Annotated in this window: 8 protein-coding genes and 2 pseudogenes; 2 read left to right on the top strand and 8 right to left on the bottom strand. The window is 69.2% G+C overall.

What is annotated here, in order from left to right; translation table 11 throughout:
* Window positions 1-65 precede the first annotated feature (65 nt).
* Both ABD353_RS13850 and ABD353_RS13845 read right to left on the bottom strand, forming a co-directional pair.
* Window positions 66-590: pseudogene (locus ABD353_RS13850) on the bottom strand (HNH endonuclease); the annotation flags it as partial.
* 109 nt (window positions 591-699) lie between these two features.
* Window positions 700-1,392 (bottom strand): hypothetical protein, encoded by a 693-nt coding sequence (locus ABD353_RS13845; protein WP_344623860.1) that lies wholly within the window; start codon window positions 1,390-1,392, stop codon window positions 700-702.
* Between the two features lie 491 nt (window positions 1,393-1,883).
* Here ABD353_RS13845 and ABD353_RS40415 point away from each other — a divergent pair.
* Window positions 1,884-2,962 (top strand): IS630 family transposase gene (locus tag ABD353_RS40415; RefSeq protein ID WP_425555151.1). Its coding sequence is split into 2 segments (ribosomal slippage): window positions 1,884-2,385 and window positions 2,385-2,962, totalling 1,080 coding nucleotides; the frame shifts between segments, so codons are not numbered across the junction.
* Here ABD353_RS40415 and ABD353_RS13830 read toward each other — a convergent pair.
* Together ABD353_RS13830 and ABD353_RS13825 are read right to left on the bottom strand one after the other, a co-directional pair.
* Complete coding sequence (locus ABD353_RS13830; protein ID WP_344623858.1) at window positions 2,954-3,364, bottom strand: hypothetical protein; 411 nt, start codon at window positions 3,362-3,364, stop codon at window positions 2,954-2,956. The genes ABD353_RS40415 and ABD353_RS13830 overlap by 9 nt on opposite strands.
* 69 nt (window positions 3,365-3,433) lie before the next feature.
* Window positions 3,434-4,413 (bottom strand): annotated as a pseudogene (locus ABD353_RS13825) (IS5 family transposase).
* A 356-nt stretch (window positions 4,414-4,769) separates the two neighbouring features.
* Here ABD353_RS13825 and ABD353_RS13820 point away from each other — a divergent pair.
* Complete coding sequence (locus ABD353_RS13820) at window positions 4,770-5,753, top strand: tyrosine-type recombinase/integrase (protein WP_344623857.1); 984 nt, start codon at window positions 4,770-4,772, stop codon at window positions 5,751-5,753.
* Between the two features lie 537 nt (window positions 5,754-6,290).
* Here ABD353_RS13820 and ABD353_RS13815 read toward each other — a convergent pair.
* From ABD353_RS13815 to ABD353_RS13800, 4 genes are read right to left on the bottom strand one after another with little or no spacing between them, the layout of a single operon-like run.
* Window positions 6,291-11,456: an FtsK/SpoIIIE domain-containing protein gene (locus ABD353_RS13815; protein ID WP_344623856.1), complete on the bottom strand. Its 5,166-nt coding sequence runs from the start codon at window positions 11,454-11,456 to the stop codon at window positions 6,291-6,293.
* Window positions 11,453-13,135 (bottom strand): hypothetical protein, encoded by a 1,683-nt coding sequence (locus ABD353_RS13810; protein ID WP_344623855.1) that lies wholly within the window; start codon window positions 13,133-13,135, stop codon window positions 11,453-11,455. The genes ABD353_RS13815 and ABD353_RS13810 overlap by 4 nt, the downstream gene beginning before the upstream one ends.
* Before the next feature lies 1 nt (window position 13,136).
* The gene (locus ABD353_RS13805) at window positions 13,137-14,891 is read right to left on the bottom strand and encodes a hypothetical protein (protein WP_344623854.1); all 1,755 of its coding nucleotides are present in this window, start codon (window positions 14,889-14,891) and stop codon (window positions 13,137-13,139) included.
* Window positions 14,888-15,706: a helix-turn-helix domain-containing protein gene (locus ABD353_RS13800; protein ID WP_344623853.1), complete on the bottom strand. Its 819-nt coding sequence runs from the start codon at window positions 15,704-15,706 to the stop codon at window positions 14,888-14,890. Before ABD353_RS13800 ends, ABD353_RS13805 begins: the two co-directional genes overlap by 4 nt.
* Window positions 15,707-16,216: the final 510 nt, after the last annotated feature.

Here is a 16,216-nt window from a genome sequence, read left to right as displayed (position 1 = left end):
CGCAGGGTCTGTTCCCGGCCGTGCGGTACGGAGCCGGACGGTACGTGGTCGTCAACGCTGGTGGATCAGCAGTCGGGCAGCCTCTGCCCGACGGTGTGCGCCGGTGTCGGGGCTTCTCTGGGCTCGCCGCGGAAGACCTGGTCGGCATGCCACTTCCGGTGCCGGCCCGCAACCGGTGGGATCCCCGCCTGCGGGCCGATGACCGGCCGTCCGGCCAAGGCGAGCACGTGCTGCCTACTGGCCTCGCTGCGTCCGACGAAGCGCCGTGAAACGAGTACGCGGTGCCCGTCCCCCAGTCCCAGGACTCCCTTGCCGAAGAGCTTGTGGTGCAAGGAGCACAGGCACAGGCCGTTGTCGACCTCATCCGGCCCGTCATAGGACCACCACCGCACATGAGCTGCTTCCAGGCCGACCGTGCTCGCGCCCAGCATCCCGTCGTAGCCGCAGAAGGCGCACTGGAACTCATAAGCGGTCAGAACGAGTTCACGCATCCGCTGGTCCCGCTGCCGTCGCGCCGCCCGCTCCCTTCCGCCCGGGACGCCTCCCGTCACGCCCTCGGTCTCGGCCAGGTCCAAGTCGAGTCCGACGGCCCACCAGCCGGTCACCTCAGCGGCAGTCGTCGCCGAAAGGCCGGACGGGAACGGGCCAAGCCCCCGGCAGCGGGGCCGGGGGCTTCTCGAACGGGCGCGTCGCCGGGGGTCAGCCGGCGGGCCACGCTTCCGGCGCGGGGCCGAACGCGTATCGGGTGGCCTTCACGCACCCGCCGGCCAGGAGGGCACTGGCCCCGCCGCCGAGGGCTGCGCCGATCCCGAACGGCACGATCCGGCCGAGCACCACGATGCCCTGCTTCGACCCGTACTTCGTGATGAAGTTCTGCCCCAGGACCTTGTTGATCTGGCGCAGCGTCTGGGCGGGGACGCCGTCGACGACATGTCGGGCCCAGTGCCGGGCGGTGCGGTTGGTGGCCTCGGCGATGGTCTTGCGGCCGCCCCCTCCGAGGAGGATCCCGAGTACGAGCGCTCGGCGGCGCTCGACCTCGTCGACCGGGATTCCGTGGACGTCCGAGACCGAGAGCACGAACAGGGCGCTGACCTCCAGGGAGGTCAGCGCCTCGCCTGCGGACATCGCCAGCGCCAGCCCTGTGCCTATCGCCGGTACGGCGGCAGCACCTCCTACCGCGGCGCCCGTCGTGGTCTGGGTGGCGAGGTACATCCGCTCCAGGGCTCGGACCACCTCCGCCGGCGTCGCGGCCCGGTTCCGGTGGCGGGCCCGGGTGATGTTCTTGCTCACCATCGGGCTCTGGGTCTCTATCGCCTTGTCCAGCAGGCGCAGGACCAGCGAGCGGGACTCAGGATCGTCCGGGCCCCGCCCGTCGTGGTCGCTCGTCGGCATGTTCAACTCCTCGGTGACTACGTCCCGGTTGAGTGTCCCATCCGATCGTGGAAGGCCTTGACACAGCGGGTGTGACGGCGGCCCGCCAACTGCGGAGAGGACGCCCCGGAGATGACAGCGCCGCTCCAACCGCCCGGCCGCCGCCACCGCGGCCCTGGACCCGGCTGGCGGCCGCCCGCACAACACCGCGCCGCACCATCGCCGGCGCACGTGCACCGCGGTCACGCGCGCCCCCGACGCCACCGTCCACTACACGTCCCCGAATCCCCCGGTGGCGGCGAGGACGGTGAGGCCGTGCGATGCACGCGACTGATCGCCATCGCCGATCAGCTTACTCGGAGATCGTGTACGGGATTTCGAGCGAATGCTCTTCAAGGCTACGCAGCGTGAGGACGCCGTCGGCTGCCTCGTCGATACTGACTTCGGCGCGTCAGGGTGATCCTTCTTGAAGTGCCTGATAGGGCCGGGGCGTGGGCTGTATCCCGTGGTGTGTGAGATATGCGGATGGGGGCGGGCTGACCGTTGCGGGACGACTGCGCCGTGAGTCGGTGCGGGTTCAGGCAGCCGAGCTGTTCGAGCAGCAGGTCAAGCCGCCGGAGGTGGCTCGGCGTCTGCGGGTGAGTCCGAAGTCGGCTTACCAGTGGCACCAGTTGTGGCGCGAGGGCGGGGTCAAGGCGTTGGCGTCGCGCGGCCCGAGTGGGTCGCGGTGCCGGCTGTCGCCGCGCTGTCTGGAGAAGCTCGCCGTGCATCTGGAGCAGGGCCCGGCCGCGCACGGCTGGGTGGAGGACCAGGTGTGGACCGCTGCGCGGGTGGCCACGCTGATCGGGCGGAAGTTCCACGTCTCGTACAGCGTCTCGGGCGCCACGAGGATGATGCACCGGCTCGGGTTCTCCCCGCAGATCCCCGCACGCAGGGTGGCCGAACGCGATGAGCAGGCTGTGAAGGTGTGGAAGGAGGCGACCTGGGCGGAGGTAAAAGAGCCCGGGCGGCCTGCGGGGGCTACATCTGCTTCGAGGACGAGGCAGGCTTCACCCGGCGGCCGCCCCGGGGACGCACCTGGGGCCGGCGGGGCCGCACTCCGGTCGTGACGGTGAGCGGCCGTCGCTCCGGACGCCTGTCCGTGGCCGGGCTGATCGCGATGCGGCCAGGGTCACGCACCCGTCTCTCCTACCGCCTCCTTGCCCACCCGGCGGGCAAGGGCAAGCGCCGCAGCATGGGCGAGAGCGACTTCATCGCGCTGATCGACGGTGTCCACCAGCTCGTGCGCGCGCCGCTCGTGCTGGTCTGGGACAGGCTGAACACCCACGTCTCCCGCAGGATGCGCGCTCTGATCGACGAGCGTGACTGGCTGACGGTGTTCCTGCTGCCTGCCTACTCACCGGACTTGAACCCGGTCGAGGGCGTGTGGGCCCACGTCAAGCACAGTCTGGCCAACCTCGCCGTCGTCGCCCTGGACCGCCTGGAAAGCCTCGTCCGCAATCGCATCAAACGACTCCAGTACCGGCCCGAGACCCTCGACGGCTTCATAGCCGGGACCGGCCTCACTCTCAACAGCCCGACGTCACCCTGACGAGCCGAAGTCAGTAAGGAACAGCTCGCGTGCATTGCACTGGGCGCACAAGCTCACTGCCGCGAGCGGCCAAAGGTCGACCGGCTTGCCGGAGGGCGTGCTGACAACATAGATCCGGTCGGGGCGCAGCGGGAACTGGCTGGGGCGTTCGAACGGCTCCCAGCTCGGATGGCTTCCTCGCAGCCGCTGGCCGACCAGCCGGTACGAGGACTCATCGAGGTACTCGCAGCGCTCCACCCAGTCCCAGTGGGCGCCGGATAGCCAGTTCACCAGACCAAGGGCCTCTACTACGCGAGGCTCCAACTGGGCGACTTCGCTGTTGAGTTCATGGCTGGCGCGGACTCCGTGTGCGTGGTGTGAGCCGTTCCTGAAGTCCTTGATGCCCTCCAGTACGGAGTACACGCCGTCTTGATCGCGAACATCCAGGAGTTCTCGTACACCAGGAGCACTAGGGCCTGTGTGATGTTGTGATCAGTCGGCATTTCGCAGGAGGTCGTCGACCCAGATCATCGAGGCGCGGAGCTGGAGGCCGGCGAGGTAGCTCTCGGGCTTCTTGTCGCAGCGGGTGGCGATGCCTCGCCAGGCCTTCAGTTTGTTGATCAGGCGCTCGACGGTGTTGCGCTCTTTGTAGAGGTCGGCGTCGTGGCCGACAGGCCGACCGCCTCTGCTGCCCTTCTTACTGCGATTGGCGGCCTGGTCCCGCTTCTCGGGGATGACGGCCTTGATGCCGCGTTTGCGCAGGTAGGCGCGGTTGGCGCGGGACGAGTAGGCCCTATCTGCGGCGACCGCGCCGGGCCGGGTGCGGGGTCGGCCGACGGGCCCTCGCACGCGCACCTCGGCGAGGACGGGGACGAACTGCGGGCTGTCACCGGCCTGTCCCGCGGTCAGGACGAGCGCGAGCGGACGGCACCGGCGGTCGGCGACGAGATGGACCTTGCTGGTCAGTCCACCCCTGGACCGGCCGAGCAGGGCCAGCTTCAGACGGAGCTTGCGTCGCAGTTGGACCCGTCTTCGCTCGTCCTGTCCGTTCTGTTCCTGCGGCTCGCCCCTTTTTGTCGGGCCGCCTCCTGCTCGCGCGCGGCCTCCTCCAGGGCCTGCATGAGTTCCTCGTCCACGAGCATTCCGGCGGCATCGTGGTGGGCGCGGACGGTCGTGGAATCGACGCCGACCAGCGACAGGTCCGTCTTTCCCGCGCGGGCGGCCTCGGCGATCAGGCCTTCGAGCAGTGCGCTGAACACGCCGGCGTCCCGCCAGACCCGAAACCGGCCGAAGACCGTGGACCAGGGGCCGAACTCGTCAGGCATCTCCCGCCACTGGGCGCTGGAACGGAACCGCCAGATCACTCCCTCGAACTGGTCGCGAAGCCGTTCGGGATAGGGCCCGAACCTGCCGATCGGCAGGTAGGGCTCGATCAAACTCCACTGCTCGTCGGTGAGTTGCCTGCGCGTCACGGCGGCCCAAGCGCCATGCTCCGCCAGCTGCCCTCCCCGGACGCCGAGCACAATCGTGGAACGTCTCTCCCATCTGGAGGTAACCACCATGACCGCTCGTCCCGACCGAGGCCGGACCTACCGGCGTTGCGGCTGCCGCGACGCCAACGGAAAGCAGTACGGCGCACGCTGCCCCAAGCTCAACCGAGCTACGCGCCACGGCTCCTGGGCCTTCGCCGTCGACCTGGCGGCAGCCGGCGCCCCCCGCCGACAGCAGTGCCGCAGCGGCTTCCCCCACCCGCAAGGCCGCCCGCGAGGCACTGGAGCACGCCCTCGAGTGCGAGCGCACTGGCCTGGACCGCGACGACGACCTCACGGTGGCCGGCTATCTGACCGGCTGGCTGCGCACCAAGGAGGACGTGCTCAGGCCCACGACCTTCGCCCGCTACCGCGACCACGTACACAACGACCTCATTCCGGCCTTCGGCCGGCTCAAGCTGTCCGACCTGCGCGAGCGACACATCACCGCCTGGAACGACGCCGAGCTGGCCCGCGGGCGGGAACGCACCAGCGTCTACCGCGCCGGCGCCACCCTCTCCAGCGCCCTGAACGCCGCGGTCCGCACCCGACGGCTGGCTGACAACCCGGCGCGCTACGCCGTCATGCCCCGCCCCGCCGCGCCGGAGCGGATCTGCTGGACCCCGTCGCAGGCTGCGGCGTTCCTGCAGCACAACCACGACACCTACGGCGACCAACTGGCGGACGCCTTCGAGGTCCTGCTGGGCACCGGGATGCGCCGCGGCGAACTTCTGGGTCTGCACTGGCCCGAGGTGCACCTGGCCGAGCGGATACTGCTGGTGCGGTGGAACCTCACCGCCGTCGACAACAACCACCTCCACCTCGACCACCCCAAGACCAAGGCGAGCCGCAACTGGGTCAGCCTCTCCCCTCGGGTCGTCGCCGCGCTGGAACGGCGAGCTGCGGCCGCGCGGGCGAGCCTGCCGGAGGACGCCCCGCTCGAAGGCCTCGTGTTCTGCCAGCCGGACGGCGCGCCACTGCGGCCACAGCAGCTTCTCGTCACGCTGCGCCGCAGGTCGGCGGAGATCGGCCTCCCGCGGATCGGGGTTCACGACCTGCGGCACACGGACGCCACCATCATGATCAGCTCTGAGGTTCCGCTGGCCGTGGTGTCGAAGACGCTGCGGCACTCGACGCTGTCGACCACGGTCAACATCTACGGCCATCTGCTCCCGCACGCCGCACGCGATGCCGTCACCGCACTGTGCCAGGCACTGGACGACGCCTCACCACCCTCCGCCGCCCCCGACGGCGGAGCGTCAGACCTTCCGGAAGCCGCGTAGCCGACGAGAAGTCACCTCGGCCACGCGCCCCGCCATCACGTCGCCATCACCGTTCACCCGAACGAGAACAGCGGGCCTGTCATTTCTGACAGACCCGCTGGTCGCATACGTCGGGACGACAGGATTTGAACCTGCGACCCCTTGACCCCCAGCAGCGTGTCAATTCGTCAGGAGTTCATAGTTTCAGGGTAGTTCGAGAATGCTCCTCGCATACAGAGCTCCCTACAGGGATTTTGAGAGACGCGGACTCCAGCCCGCGTCGCCGCGCGGTTGCCAGACGTTCCGCACCGTTGGCACGTCGTCGGGCGCGGCTGGGCGCTAAACACGAATCCACGCACCTGGGCGCCATGCAGCCCTGAGCCCCAGGCTCGCAACCACGGCGATGGACCCGAATCCGCCCGGTGAACCTCTGGCCCCTTGACCCCCATTGCCGAGAGGCAGAGCTCCGTCTTCGCCGTCAGTTCCAGGCCGTCTGCCGTCCCCGGCCTGCGCGTCCCTCTGGACGCGCAGGCCGGGGACGACCGGTCTTGGCTGCCCTCACGTCCAGGTGGACGTCGCGGCCCGTACGTCGTCGAGGGTGGTGAAGAACGCCTGCAGTCGCTGGGTGGCTCCGCCGTGGTCGAACAGCAGGTCGCCGCGGTCGCGCAGTGACTCAGCGCCACCCCGGCCGAGGATGGTCGTGCTGTCGACTGCTGACTGCATCTTGAGCGCGACGCGGGCTGTGAGGTTGGCTTTGATGTCGCCGGTGATCACCTGGACACTCGGCCTCTGGGTCGCGAGGACCAGGTAGATGCCGAACGCTCGAGTGAGCTGGCCGAACCTCTGGATGAGTCCCATGAACGACTGCCGGTCTCGGCGCTGCAGGCTGCCTGCCAGGTCCGCGAACTCGTCAATGAGGATGACCATCTGCGGGAGTTCTTCGAGGGCATGCCCCATCTCGTAGAACTCCAGGGCGCTGGTCGCTCCGACGGCCTTGAGCTTGGCGCGCCGCTCGCTGACCTCTGCTTCGAGGGTGTCCGCAAGAACGGCGATCGCCTCGGCCGGGTCGGTGATGATCCGGCCATCAACCAGGTGCGGCATGTCCTCGAAGGGCATGAAATCGACCTGCTTCGGGTCGATGATCATGATTTTGAGTTGCTGGGGGCTGCGGGCGCGGGCTAGGCAGCACAGCAGCCCGCGCAGCAGCACGCTCTTGCCTGATCCTGTGGCGCCGGCGACTAGCAGGTGGGGCAGGCGAGCAAGGTCCTGCACGCTGACCTCGCCGCTGGGCGCGACGCCCAGGAGGAACGGCAGCGCGCCGGGCTCCTGGACTTGCTGGAGGCGGCCCAGGGCCGCCTCCAGCGGTACGACGACCCGTGCGCTACGCGGGACGTCTACAGTGAGGAAGTAGGGCTCCTGGTCGACCAGCACACCTTCGGCCACGCCGATCTCACGGCCGATGTCCAGGGCCTTGCTGCGTACCCCCGCAATGGTCTGCTTGCCCAGCAGCCGGGTGCGGTAGCGGATCACCGACGGGCCGACCTGGGCCGCCGCGGTGTCGAAGGGCGCCAAGTTCAGCTCGTACTTGGCAGCGGCATCGTCCAGTTCCGCAGCCTTCGTGGCGACTTCCCGCTCCAATTCCGCGGAGTCGTGCGCGACCTCGGCCGCGGATGCGGGCGGTGTCTGGCCAATGGTGCGGGCAGAGCTGGCAGGCGGCTCGGCATGGCCCTGGCCCGGGGGCGAGCTGGGTGCGGAGGGCTCGGGGGCTACCCCTCCTGTACCGCCTTCGCCCTCCTGGGGCGGGCTGCTCGGCGGAGCAGGGAAGGCGACGGCTGCCCAGCCTTGGGGCCGGCTCAGCTCCTCGCCTGCCGCCAGCCGCTGGAGGGCGGGCGCCCCAAGACGGATGTAGCCCATCGCCGTCGCACCGTCGCCGGGCAGGCGCTGGCGGTGGGCAAGCAGGGGGCTGTCCAGTTCGAGACTGATCACGTCGCCGGTCAGCCGCTGGCCCCCCGCGGTGAACCCGAAGTCCAGGTCGAACTTCCCTTCCGCGACGGCCGCGGCGAGCCCTTCCACCCTCGTGCTCGTCGGGCCCGGCAGCCCGAAGCTCGTGTTCCTCGCCGCTGCGATCCGGATGAACTCAGACAGGTCCCGGGCCCGGAATGCCATGGCTGGCCCCTGCCGGTTGTACAGGTCCCTGAGCCAGGCCTGCGTCGCCTCCACCTCTGCGCGCGCAACAGCAAGGTCAGGTCGGCCCTGCTGCGCGTACTTGACCTCAATCAGGCGGCACCGCAGCTGGATGCGGCCCTCTTCCTGTGCAAAGACGCGCATGTACAGCAAGTCGTCGCATAGGCGAGCCGAGGGACGGGGGACACCGCTGCCCTTGAGCAGGCGGAACAGCTCCTCCAGCGACACCAGGATCCCACCGAGGTCGTCCTCGCCCTGCGGCAGCCCGAAGGCTCCGTCCAGGTCACGCAGAGCCGCGACGGCCGCGAGGACGCCCACACGCTCGCGGACCCTGTTGTCGTCCAGCGATAGCAGGTCAAGGTTCCACTGCCCGCTGACGGCATTGCCGAGCCTGATGAGGCCGCCCAGCGCGCTGGGTTCCAGACTGGCCCTGTCAGCGAACGCACGCCCTAGGGCGACCCGGTAGGGTTCCATGCGCTCGGTAACCGTGATGCTGTCCAGGCCGGCCTGCCAGTAACCGCTTCGGTCGTCGAAGTCGACGATGCTCGGCGCGCTCTCAGCGTCCGAGGCGAACGCCTCCGGCCCCATCAACCGGTCAGCGTGGGTCGTCCACACACTGGAGGCGTAGACCGGCTCCATGGCGCCCTTGGCGATGACGGTGGTCGTCACCTGCGTGGCTCCGTCGGCGAGCATGCCCCGGGGCTGCCCTCCGACGAGCTCCAGGGTGCGCGTGAGCAGCGGGCCCAGCGGCTGGCGCAGGGGGTCCGCGAACAGGCCGGACGCGAACTCCATCTGGTTGGCACCGATGCGCGCGTAGCGGCCGGGTCCGGCCGCCAGTCCTGCAATCCAGGTGGTCGGTGCGCGCTCCCCTATTGCGGCGATCCGTGGTTCGCGCTGTGCCGGTGAGCGGAAGACGAAGGACAGGTGCGCGAACGAGGGCCGTTCCTCTGTGCTGCGACAGGCCAGGCTGATCCGGCTCCGCACGAACTTGTCTATGTCGTCGTCGTTGTCGGTCGCCACGAGGCGGGCGAGCTCCTCAGGAACGAGCCCGTCCGTTGAGTAGACGGTGATATCCATGCCGGGCTTGACCAGGGAGGCCTCGGGGCGCCGTTCGGCGCCGTAGAAGGCCCGCAGCGCGTCGGCCACGCTGTCGGCGTCTCCGGGCTCGTGAACAGCGACGGCGAGGCGCTGGCGGGGGTCCTTGTAGATGGGGAAGACCGCCAGGAACTTGTCAAGGCGGCGTGTGATGGTCCGCGGGTCTCCGTTACCAAGGGCCAGGGATGCGCTCAGCGGCTGGTAGCGGCGCCACAGGCGCGGCGACCTGGTATCGGTCTCCCACCAGTGCTGCTCATGGTGCAGCAACGGCAGGAGGAAGGCCGGGGTCAGCGCGTCGAGGTCCCGGGTGGGCAACTGGGTCCCCTGCATCGCCCACTCTTCGGCCTTGTCCGCGAGTTCCAGGGCCCAGGCGACGGTGACCGGGTTGGTTGGGGCGAGCCAGCGCTGCCCAGCATGGGAATCGGCGACGAGATCACACAGCAGGAGCCGGTCGTATTCGGGTTCGTAGCGACCCGGCACCGGAACAGACAGCAATAGTTCCTGGTAGGCGCTGACGTAGGCGCGGGCCTCCTGCAACGCGGTACCGCACAGCAGGGCGTGGACAGAGCCCTTGCCAGCCAGCGCAGCGAAGAAGGCTTCCCGCGCCGCGAAGAATGCCTGGACGCTGGAGGCGGGCAGGGAATCGAGGCTGAGTGACTCAAGGACCCGGTCCGGTACGAGCCGTAGCGCTCTGCCTTCGCGCACGACGGAGAATGCCAGCGCCCTGGGCCGGTTGAGGATGTCGCGTTCGAGCGCCAGGCCGTCCAGCCCGTGCCCGAGCATCTGCGGCTCAAGCGGCCGGTTGATCCCCCCTCCGGAGAACCCTGGGCTGTCGCCGCCTCGGAATTCCAGCAGATCCGGCTGGATCGGCAGGCCGGATCCGGCCCTGGCACTAGCGAACTCCAGGAGTGCGTGCGTTCCTGTGGCGACCGGCCCGTGCGGCACCGGCCAAGGGTCGTCCTCGTCGTCCGGGCCCGGGCGGTCCCCGGTGCCCTCCTCCGGGTTCTCGTCTTCGGTCGGCCCTTCGCCGTCTCCCGGTGCATCACCCTGCCCGACCGGCGGGGGCACGTCGGGGTCGGCATCGGTGATGAGAGGGATCTGCTGCTGCTTGCCGCCGAATGACACGGTGGCCTCGACCCGCTCGTCTTGTTCGTCCAGAGGGGTGCTCATGGCAGCGTTGCCGACAACGACGCCGTCCGGGCCCACAGCGGCGATGCTCGGCGGGTCGGCGGCGATGAACGCCTCGGCCAGCGTGTCCAGTTCCAGGTTCCGCTCGACGGGGAACCAGTCGCCTTCTCCTCGGAAGACCGCGAGGTCCAGGTGCTGGCCTCGGCGCAGTTCAAGGTGTCCGAAATTCCATCCAGTTGTCCCCTCACTGGGGACGTTGATGCGGATCACCAGGTCGGCCTGGTCGATGGTGACCGGCTCTGGGGTCCGCCCCGCCCACCGCACGCGGGCGGAAGCGGACAGTCCGCGCGCGGTTCCAGTGAAGCTCACTGCGATGGACCCGTCACCGATGCCCATCCAGGCGGCGACCGAGCCCCCGTTCGGCAGGAAGGACCGCACTCCATGGAGTTGCGCCGGAGAGACGATCGCTGCCGGCGACTTGTCCTGGCGCGAGGGGAGGTCACTGAGTGTGAATCCCTGCCAGTTGAGGCCGCTGACGCCGCGTGCATCCAGGACCTTCTCGATCCCCGGCGTCATCTCACCGGCATAGCGGACGAGTTCCGCCGTCAGGTCGCGGTCCGGGCGCGACCATGTCTCAAGCCACTTGCGCCACTCGCGGGACTGGCGGAGCCGCTCCGGTGTGGGCTGGGTGTCGGCCAGATACAGCTTCAGGCCCGCCAGTGCCCGGCCAGCATGCTCGGCAGTGTCCCAGTCAGCTGCAGCGAATGCCGCGAACTCGTCCAGCAGGTCGCCCTCGCGAAGCTCCTCCGGCAAACGGCCGAGGTCGTCGGCGACGCAGGCGATGGCACTGGACGCGGGCCCCTGGACCCCCTGGGCGATCCGTCCGACCAGGGAGGACCAGCGCAGCTGGGGCAGCCGGGCCGCATCCTCCGCTGCCGTAAGGACAGTCTCGAACGGGTGCTGGTCAAGGATGAGCAGGACGAAGGGCGTCTCGGCTTCCGCCTGAGCGGCAAAGTCCGTCCGCAGCGTGCCCGCGTAGCCGCGCAGACCCCGGTTGGGGCCCGGCCTTCCGGGGTCGACCAGGTAGGGGATCAGCAGCGCCGTCCCCACCTGTGACGCTGCCATCCGGGCCGGAGTGTCAGCGCCGACGGTGACCTCTACTGTGAGGTCGGCTTCCATGGCGTCGAACACTGCGGCGGGCGAAACGGACAGGTGGTCGCGCAAGTAGAGGCGTCGGTGCCCGGTGCTCTGCGCAGCGGCTTCCTTCAGTGCCGAAGCAATGGCCGCGGCAGCTGTGGACGCTCCGTTCTCGGTCACTGGTCATCCTCGCTGCTGGTGTCGGGGTGGTGGACGTACGCGCTCTCGTCTGCGTCGGAGTAGCGCTCGAGCATGCCCAGCCGGGCAAGGGCCGACTGGAGCTGCTGTTCTTCGGCCGGGCTCTGCGGAGCCAGTCCGTAGCGGCGCAGGCGGTGTAGGAACTCGGCGTAGGGGATGAGGCTGTCGCCGCAGCAGACACGCACGAGCAGGTGCAGCATGTCTTCGTCGACCTCGAAGAAGACAGCGGCAGTCCCGTTGTTGGCGATCAGGCGTCCGGTGCGGACATCCTTGGCGAGCTGGTGGACCACGTCCCGGCCCTCGCGGCGCATAGTGGTCCTGCGGCTCTCAAGCAGGGCCAGCCGCAAGGCATGGAGGCCGGGCAGGTGGTCGGGGACGGCCGCCCCCGCGGCGCTGTTGCCCCGCAGCTGGTAGCGGCGGCAGACGGCCAGCAACCGGACGACCGCGTCGAATTGTTCCCGCAGGGCGCTGTCGTCGGCCAGTGCCGCGTGCAGGCCTTCCAGGTCTGCCGGCGCCAGCTCAGGGCCGCCGACCGCTGCGAGTGCTTCGCGCGCAAGGTTCGATGTGCTGATCGTGACGGGCAGCGGCAGCAGGTAGCTGCTCGTCAGTTCCCGGTAGCTCGACACGCACGATTCCGACAGCTTCACCGCCCGGAATCCTCCCGAGCCTGTGCGGAAGCGCATCCGTCCCGCGAGGTCGCAGCGTTCCAACTGGCCGTTGCAGGTCACGGCGCAGGACGCGTCCGCCGGATAGGCCTCGCTGCCTCCGGGGAACAGGGCTACACACCGGTCCAGACGAAGACCCAGTACCAGGCCGGCCCGGTACAGGCGTCCAGTCAGGTGAAGCGCCAGAAGCAGCGTCAGCTTGTGGATCAGATCCCTGCGCGGCAGGTCGAGCGTGAGGACCTGGTCCAGATCGCTGCGGAACTGGTCCAGGGAGGGGGCACAGAACGCGCCTCCGGCGTACTCCAGACCCCGCAGCGCCCTCTCTGAGTTTGCGATCAGCACGTCGGCCTGGAGCGCTTCGGCTCCAGGGGAGATCTCGGCGGCGATCTCCAGGACCTTCCGGTCAATGACGGTCAAATCCCGGTCGTCGCTGAAGATGGCAAGGACCCGGTCCAGCAGGTCCCGGTCGACGCCGTCGGACGGGCTGCTTAGGAGGAAGGGGAGAAGGCTTCCGCGGAACATCTTGTAGCGGAAGGCGGCCTTTCCGCCGGTGCCGGCCGACTGCTGGAACGACAGCGGCAGGCTGGCGTGCAGCGGCAACAGGTACTGCCGCTCGTTGTCGCTGGCGCGGCGGGCGGCCGCCGTGGTCCAGAACTTCGACCGCATGGCCGCTGAGAGGGCCTCGCGCTGTTGAGGCGATTCACCCGGCAATTCGCGGGCGAGGGCCTCGCGCAGCTCTGTGTCCAGAGGCAGCTTCGCATGGAGCTCGCCGGCGTCCCTGACTACGCCGAAGAGCAGGGTGTGCCGGACCTCGCCATGGGGCGTGTTCGGCCACACCGCGGGCGCCTCGTGCTTGAGCCAGTCGGCAGCCTTCTGGGGAACCGGCATCCCGCCTGCCCCTGCAACGGCGATCGTACTGCCCTGCAGGGTCACCCCCAGGGCGGCGCCGGGCAGGCTGTCCGCCAGGCGCTGCAGTTCCGAATAGCCTTCACTCATCTCACGCCACCTTCTCGATCTTGAGGCGCTGCTGGCCTCGGCGCGAGGTCTGCGCCACCACGAATGCGGCCCCCTGGCCGTCATAGGTCACCAGCAGCGGACGGTCCTGGTGCTCAGCTGCCGACCTGCCCAGCCGCTCCGCGGCGTACCGCAGGGCGTGGAAGCGCTCGACGTCGACCGTCGCCGCAAGCGCGCCCTGGGAGGCCGCTTCTAGGAGCCTGTAGAGGGGAAGGTCCAGCCGGACAACCGACCTGCCGATCCGCAGACGGGCCGCCAGCGGCCGCAATCCGACCACCGCAGATCCTCGGGGGTTGAGCTTCCGAGCGCGGTCCTCGAGCAGTTCGACTTCGCGGTCGAGGTCGATCTGGACCAGGACACGGGCTTCCCGGCTCTCCGCCAGGCTCTCGGTCGGCAGGTAGGCCTTGTGCTCTGCCTCCCGGCCGAATGCGCTGACCAGGCCCTGGCAGGCCACGTCGATCAGCTGGTCCTCCGCATCAGCTGCTCCGGCGAGCGCTTCCTCGAACGCCGCAGGGATGACCGAGTCCAGGGTGATGCGCCCGCACAGCCAGTGCGCCCGCACGAGCCCCCGCGCAGCCTCCTCGGTGCTCCCCTCTCTCAAGGCGCGCGCCGCCGTCCGGACCGCGAGCCGCTGTCCCTCAGGCGCTGCCAGCAGGCGCTCAAGCCCCTGCGCGTCCTCCTGCGGAGCGATACCGACGGCAGCCATGACCGCGTGGGCCTCGTCGCTGGGCCGGTACGAGGGATCAAGGTCCGCCAGCTCCCGGGTCAGGTCTCCCTGGGGGGCGGCAAGAGCGCCGTTGGGGAGCAGCGCCTGCCACACGGCTGCTGCATCTTCTCTGTGCGCGATGCGCGCGACGGCGTCGCACGGGTCGCCTTCCAAGCTGATACCGCCCAGCGCCAGTTCGCCTACTGCATCCCATAGCTGGCGGGGTGCCACGTCGCGGCCGCGGCGCAGTGCGATCTGCTCCACTGCCTCGTCGAGTGACTTCCCGATCCGGTCGTCGGCGAGCAGCTCAGCATTGGTCCTCGGCGCGCACCAGCCCGCGACCGTGCAGGTCCGACAGCGCTCTGCCCCCTCCAGGACTCCCTTCGGATCACTGGGATCCAGGGAGCGCAGCATCCTGCGCAGGAGGTGCTGCTCCCCGCCGCTCGTCGGGCGCTGGTCCAGATCGACGACAAGGACCGCGTCGGCGAGCTCAGCCCTGCGGTCCTGCCCTAGGGGACGCCTGCCGGGGACGCCGAGTACCTCAAGGGCGTAGGCAACGACACTGGCCAGCGCCTCCTGGCCATGCTCGGCGAATTCGCGGTGCAGTTCGAGCAGAAGGCCAGTGTTGGCGGCGATGACGGTGATGTCTCCGTGGGGCGGGACACCGGATTGGAAGCCCGCAAGGACTCCGGCGAGCCGTTCGGTCTGCCGCTTGTTGGGGCTGTCTGCATGCGTGGCGTCTTCGACGACCCGCGTCAGTGTCCCCGGCGGCAGACCGTCCTTGAGCTGACGGATCAGCGCACTTTTGCCTCCCCCTGCGCTGCCTGTCAGCAGCACGAGGCGCAGCCAGCCGGACGTCTGGATCTCCCGTGCCAGCTCCTCGTCGACGCGCGTGCGGACGTACATGGCGCGCTGGCGGGTCGAGAGCCGGTCCGTCGCAACGACGCTGTCCTCGCCGGCTGCTCGCAAGGCAGCCAGAGCTGCCAAGGGGCTGGGCAGCGACCGGTCAAAGGGGTCCTGGGCGCTGTTCATGCTGGCTCCTCATCATCGGAAAGGAGGTGCAGGTGGATATCGGGGAAGTCCCCGAGCCGGTAGGCCGCGAGCCAGCCGGGGATGAGCAAGCGCTCGGCCACAGACGCGACGAGCCCGCCAGTGTCCGAGTCCCACGGGTCGACGTCCGAGTTGAAGGCGGCACGCACGGCTGAGGTGAGCAGCCTGGGCGGTGCGAGCAGGAGCCCGGCGAGTTCGGTGGCCTCCCACTCGGGGTCGGTCCCGTAAGGCCATCCGCAGGCCGTCCCGAGCAGGACGTGGGCTGCGGCGTGCGCGATCTGGAAGCGGCTGCCCGACGCTGTTCCTGATTCCCGCCCCGGGCCGGTGCGCGGCGCCGGGGCGGGCGGCTGGCCACGGCTCTTGCGCGCGGATGCCCACAGTCTCTGGGCGTCGACCGCCATCCCGTCCGAATGCAGAGCGGGCGCGACAGCGGATTCAGCAAGATCAGTAAGGTGAAGGCGCCGCAGGGCGCGCCGCGCTGCAGGGCCGTCCGCAAAGGCGCGGCTGAGCGCCGGGTCGCGGGTGAGGTCCTGGGCGGTACGCGTCGGCAGCCCAGCCGCCTCAAACAGCTGGCTTCCGCAAGCAAGAACGCGAGTGAGCGCCTCGATCGTCTGCGTGCTGAGGCGGTGAGGGTACAGGCCGCGCTCCAGACGCGACAGCGTGCTGCGGTCAACGCCAGCAGCGTCCGCTAGCTGAGCGCGGGACATCCCTGCCTCCCTCCGGGCCGCTGATAGTACGGAGGCGAGAGCTTCCGCCGCTCCGCCGGCTTCTGCCGCCCCGCCTGCTTCACCAGTCACGACAACACCGTCACAGATGAGTCGCCGCCGCAGCAACAGAGTTGCTGTGTCTGGTGCGCACAAGACACAATTGGCTCTCACTCCAGCCAGGCCGCAGCGCTGGCGGATCGATAGCCCTCACGAAGGCGTTCTCGCCGTCCAGCCGGGCCATCCGGATGTGCAACCCCGTCAGCACGAATACAAGCGCGCGGCAGACAGGCTGGACGATCCCGAGGAGGCGGCACCTGCGCATCGTCCGCTGACTCGACTCGGCGGCGGTCAGTCGGCGCCGAAGGCGTTCACCCCAGACCTGGCACAGCCTCCCAGGAGCCACCCTCAGCCGGACATGTCAAGACCGCCCTGGATGCATCCGGGACCGCTGGTTCTTAGACTCGAGGTGTGCGGGGCACGCTCCCGCCGAGTCAAAGTCGGTCATGCACATTCACAGTCAGAATATGCGCAAGATGCCCAGTCGTTTAGTCAAAGTCCCCTGACCATAACAGAGAATCATGCGATCTTCTGAAGAAAGTG

It is taken from the genome of Kitasatospora arboriphila, assembly GCF_039528095.1.
Lineage (GTDB): Bacteria > Actinomycetota > Actinomycetes > Streptomycetales > Streptomycetaceae > Kitasatospora > Kitasatospora arboriphila.
Note: the sequence above shows the minus strand (reverse complement) of the source record. Positions and strands in the feature narration are given on the sequence as shown.

Bases quoted from the DNA above. Each gene is read 5' to 3' on its own strand.
- ABD353_RS13810 (WP_344623855.1), bottom strand. From the start codon at position 13,135: ATGAGTGAAGGCTATTCGGAACTGCAGCGCCTGGCGGACAGCCTGCCC.
- ABD353_RS13845 (WP_344623860.1), bottom strand. From the start codon at position 1,392: ATGCCGACGAGCGACCACGACGGGCGGGGCCCGGACGATCCTGAGTCC.
- ABD353_RS13805 (WP_344623854.1), bottom strand. From the start codon at position 14,891: ATGAACAGCGCCCAGGACCCCTTTGACCGGTCGCTGCCCAGCCCCTTG.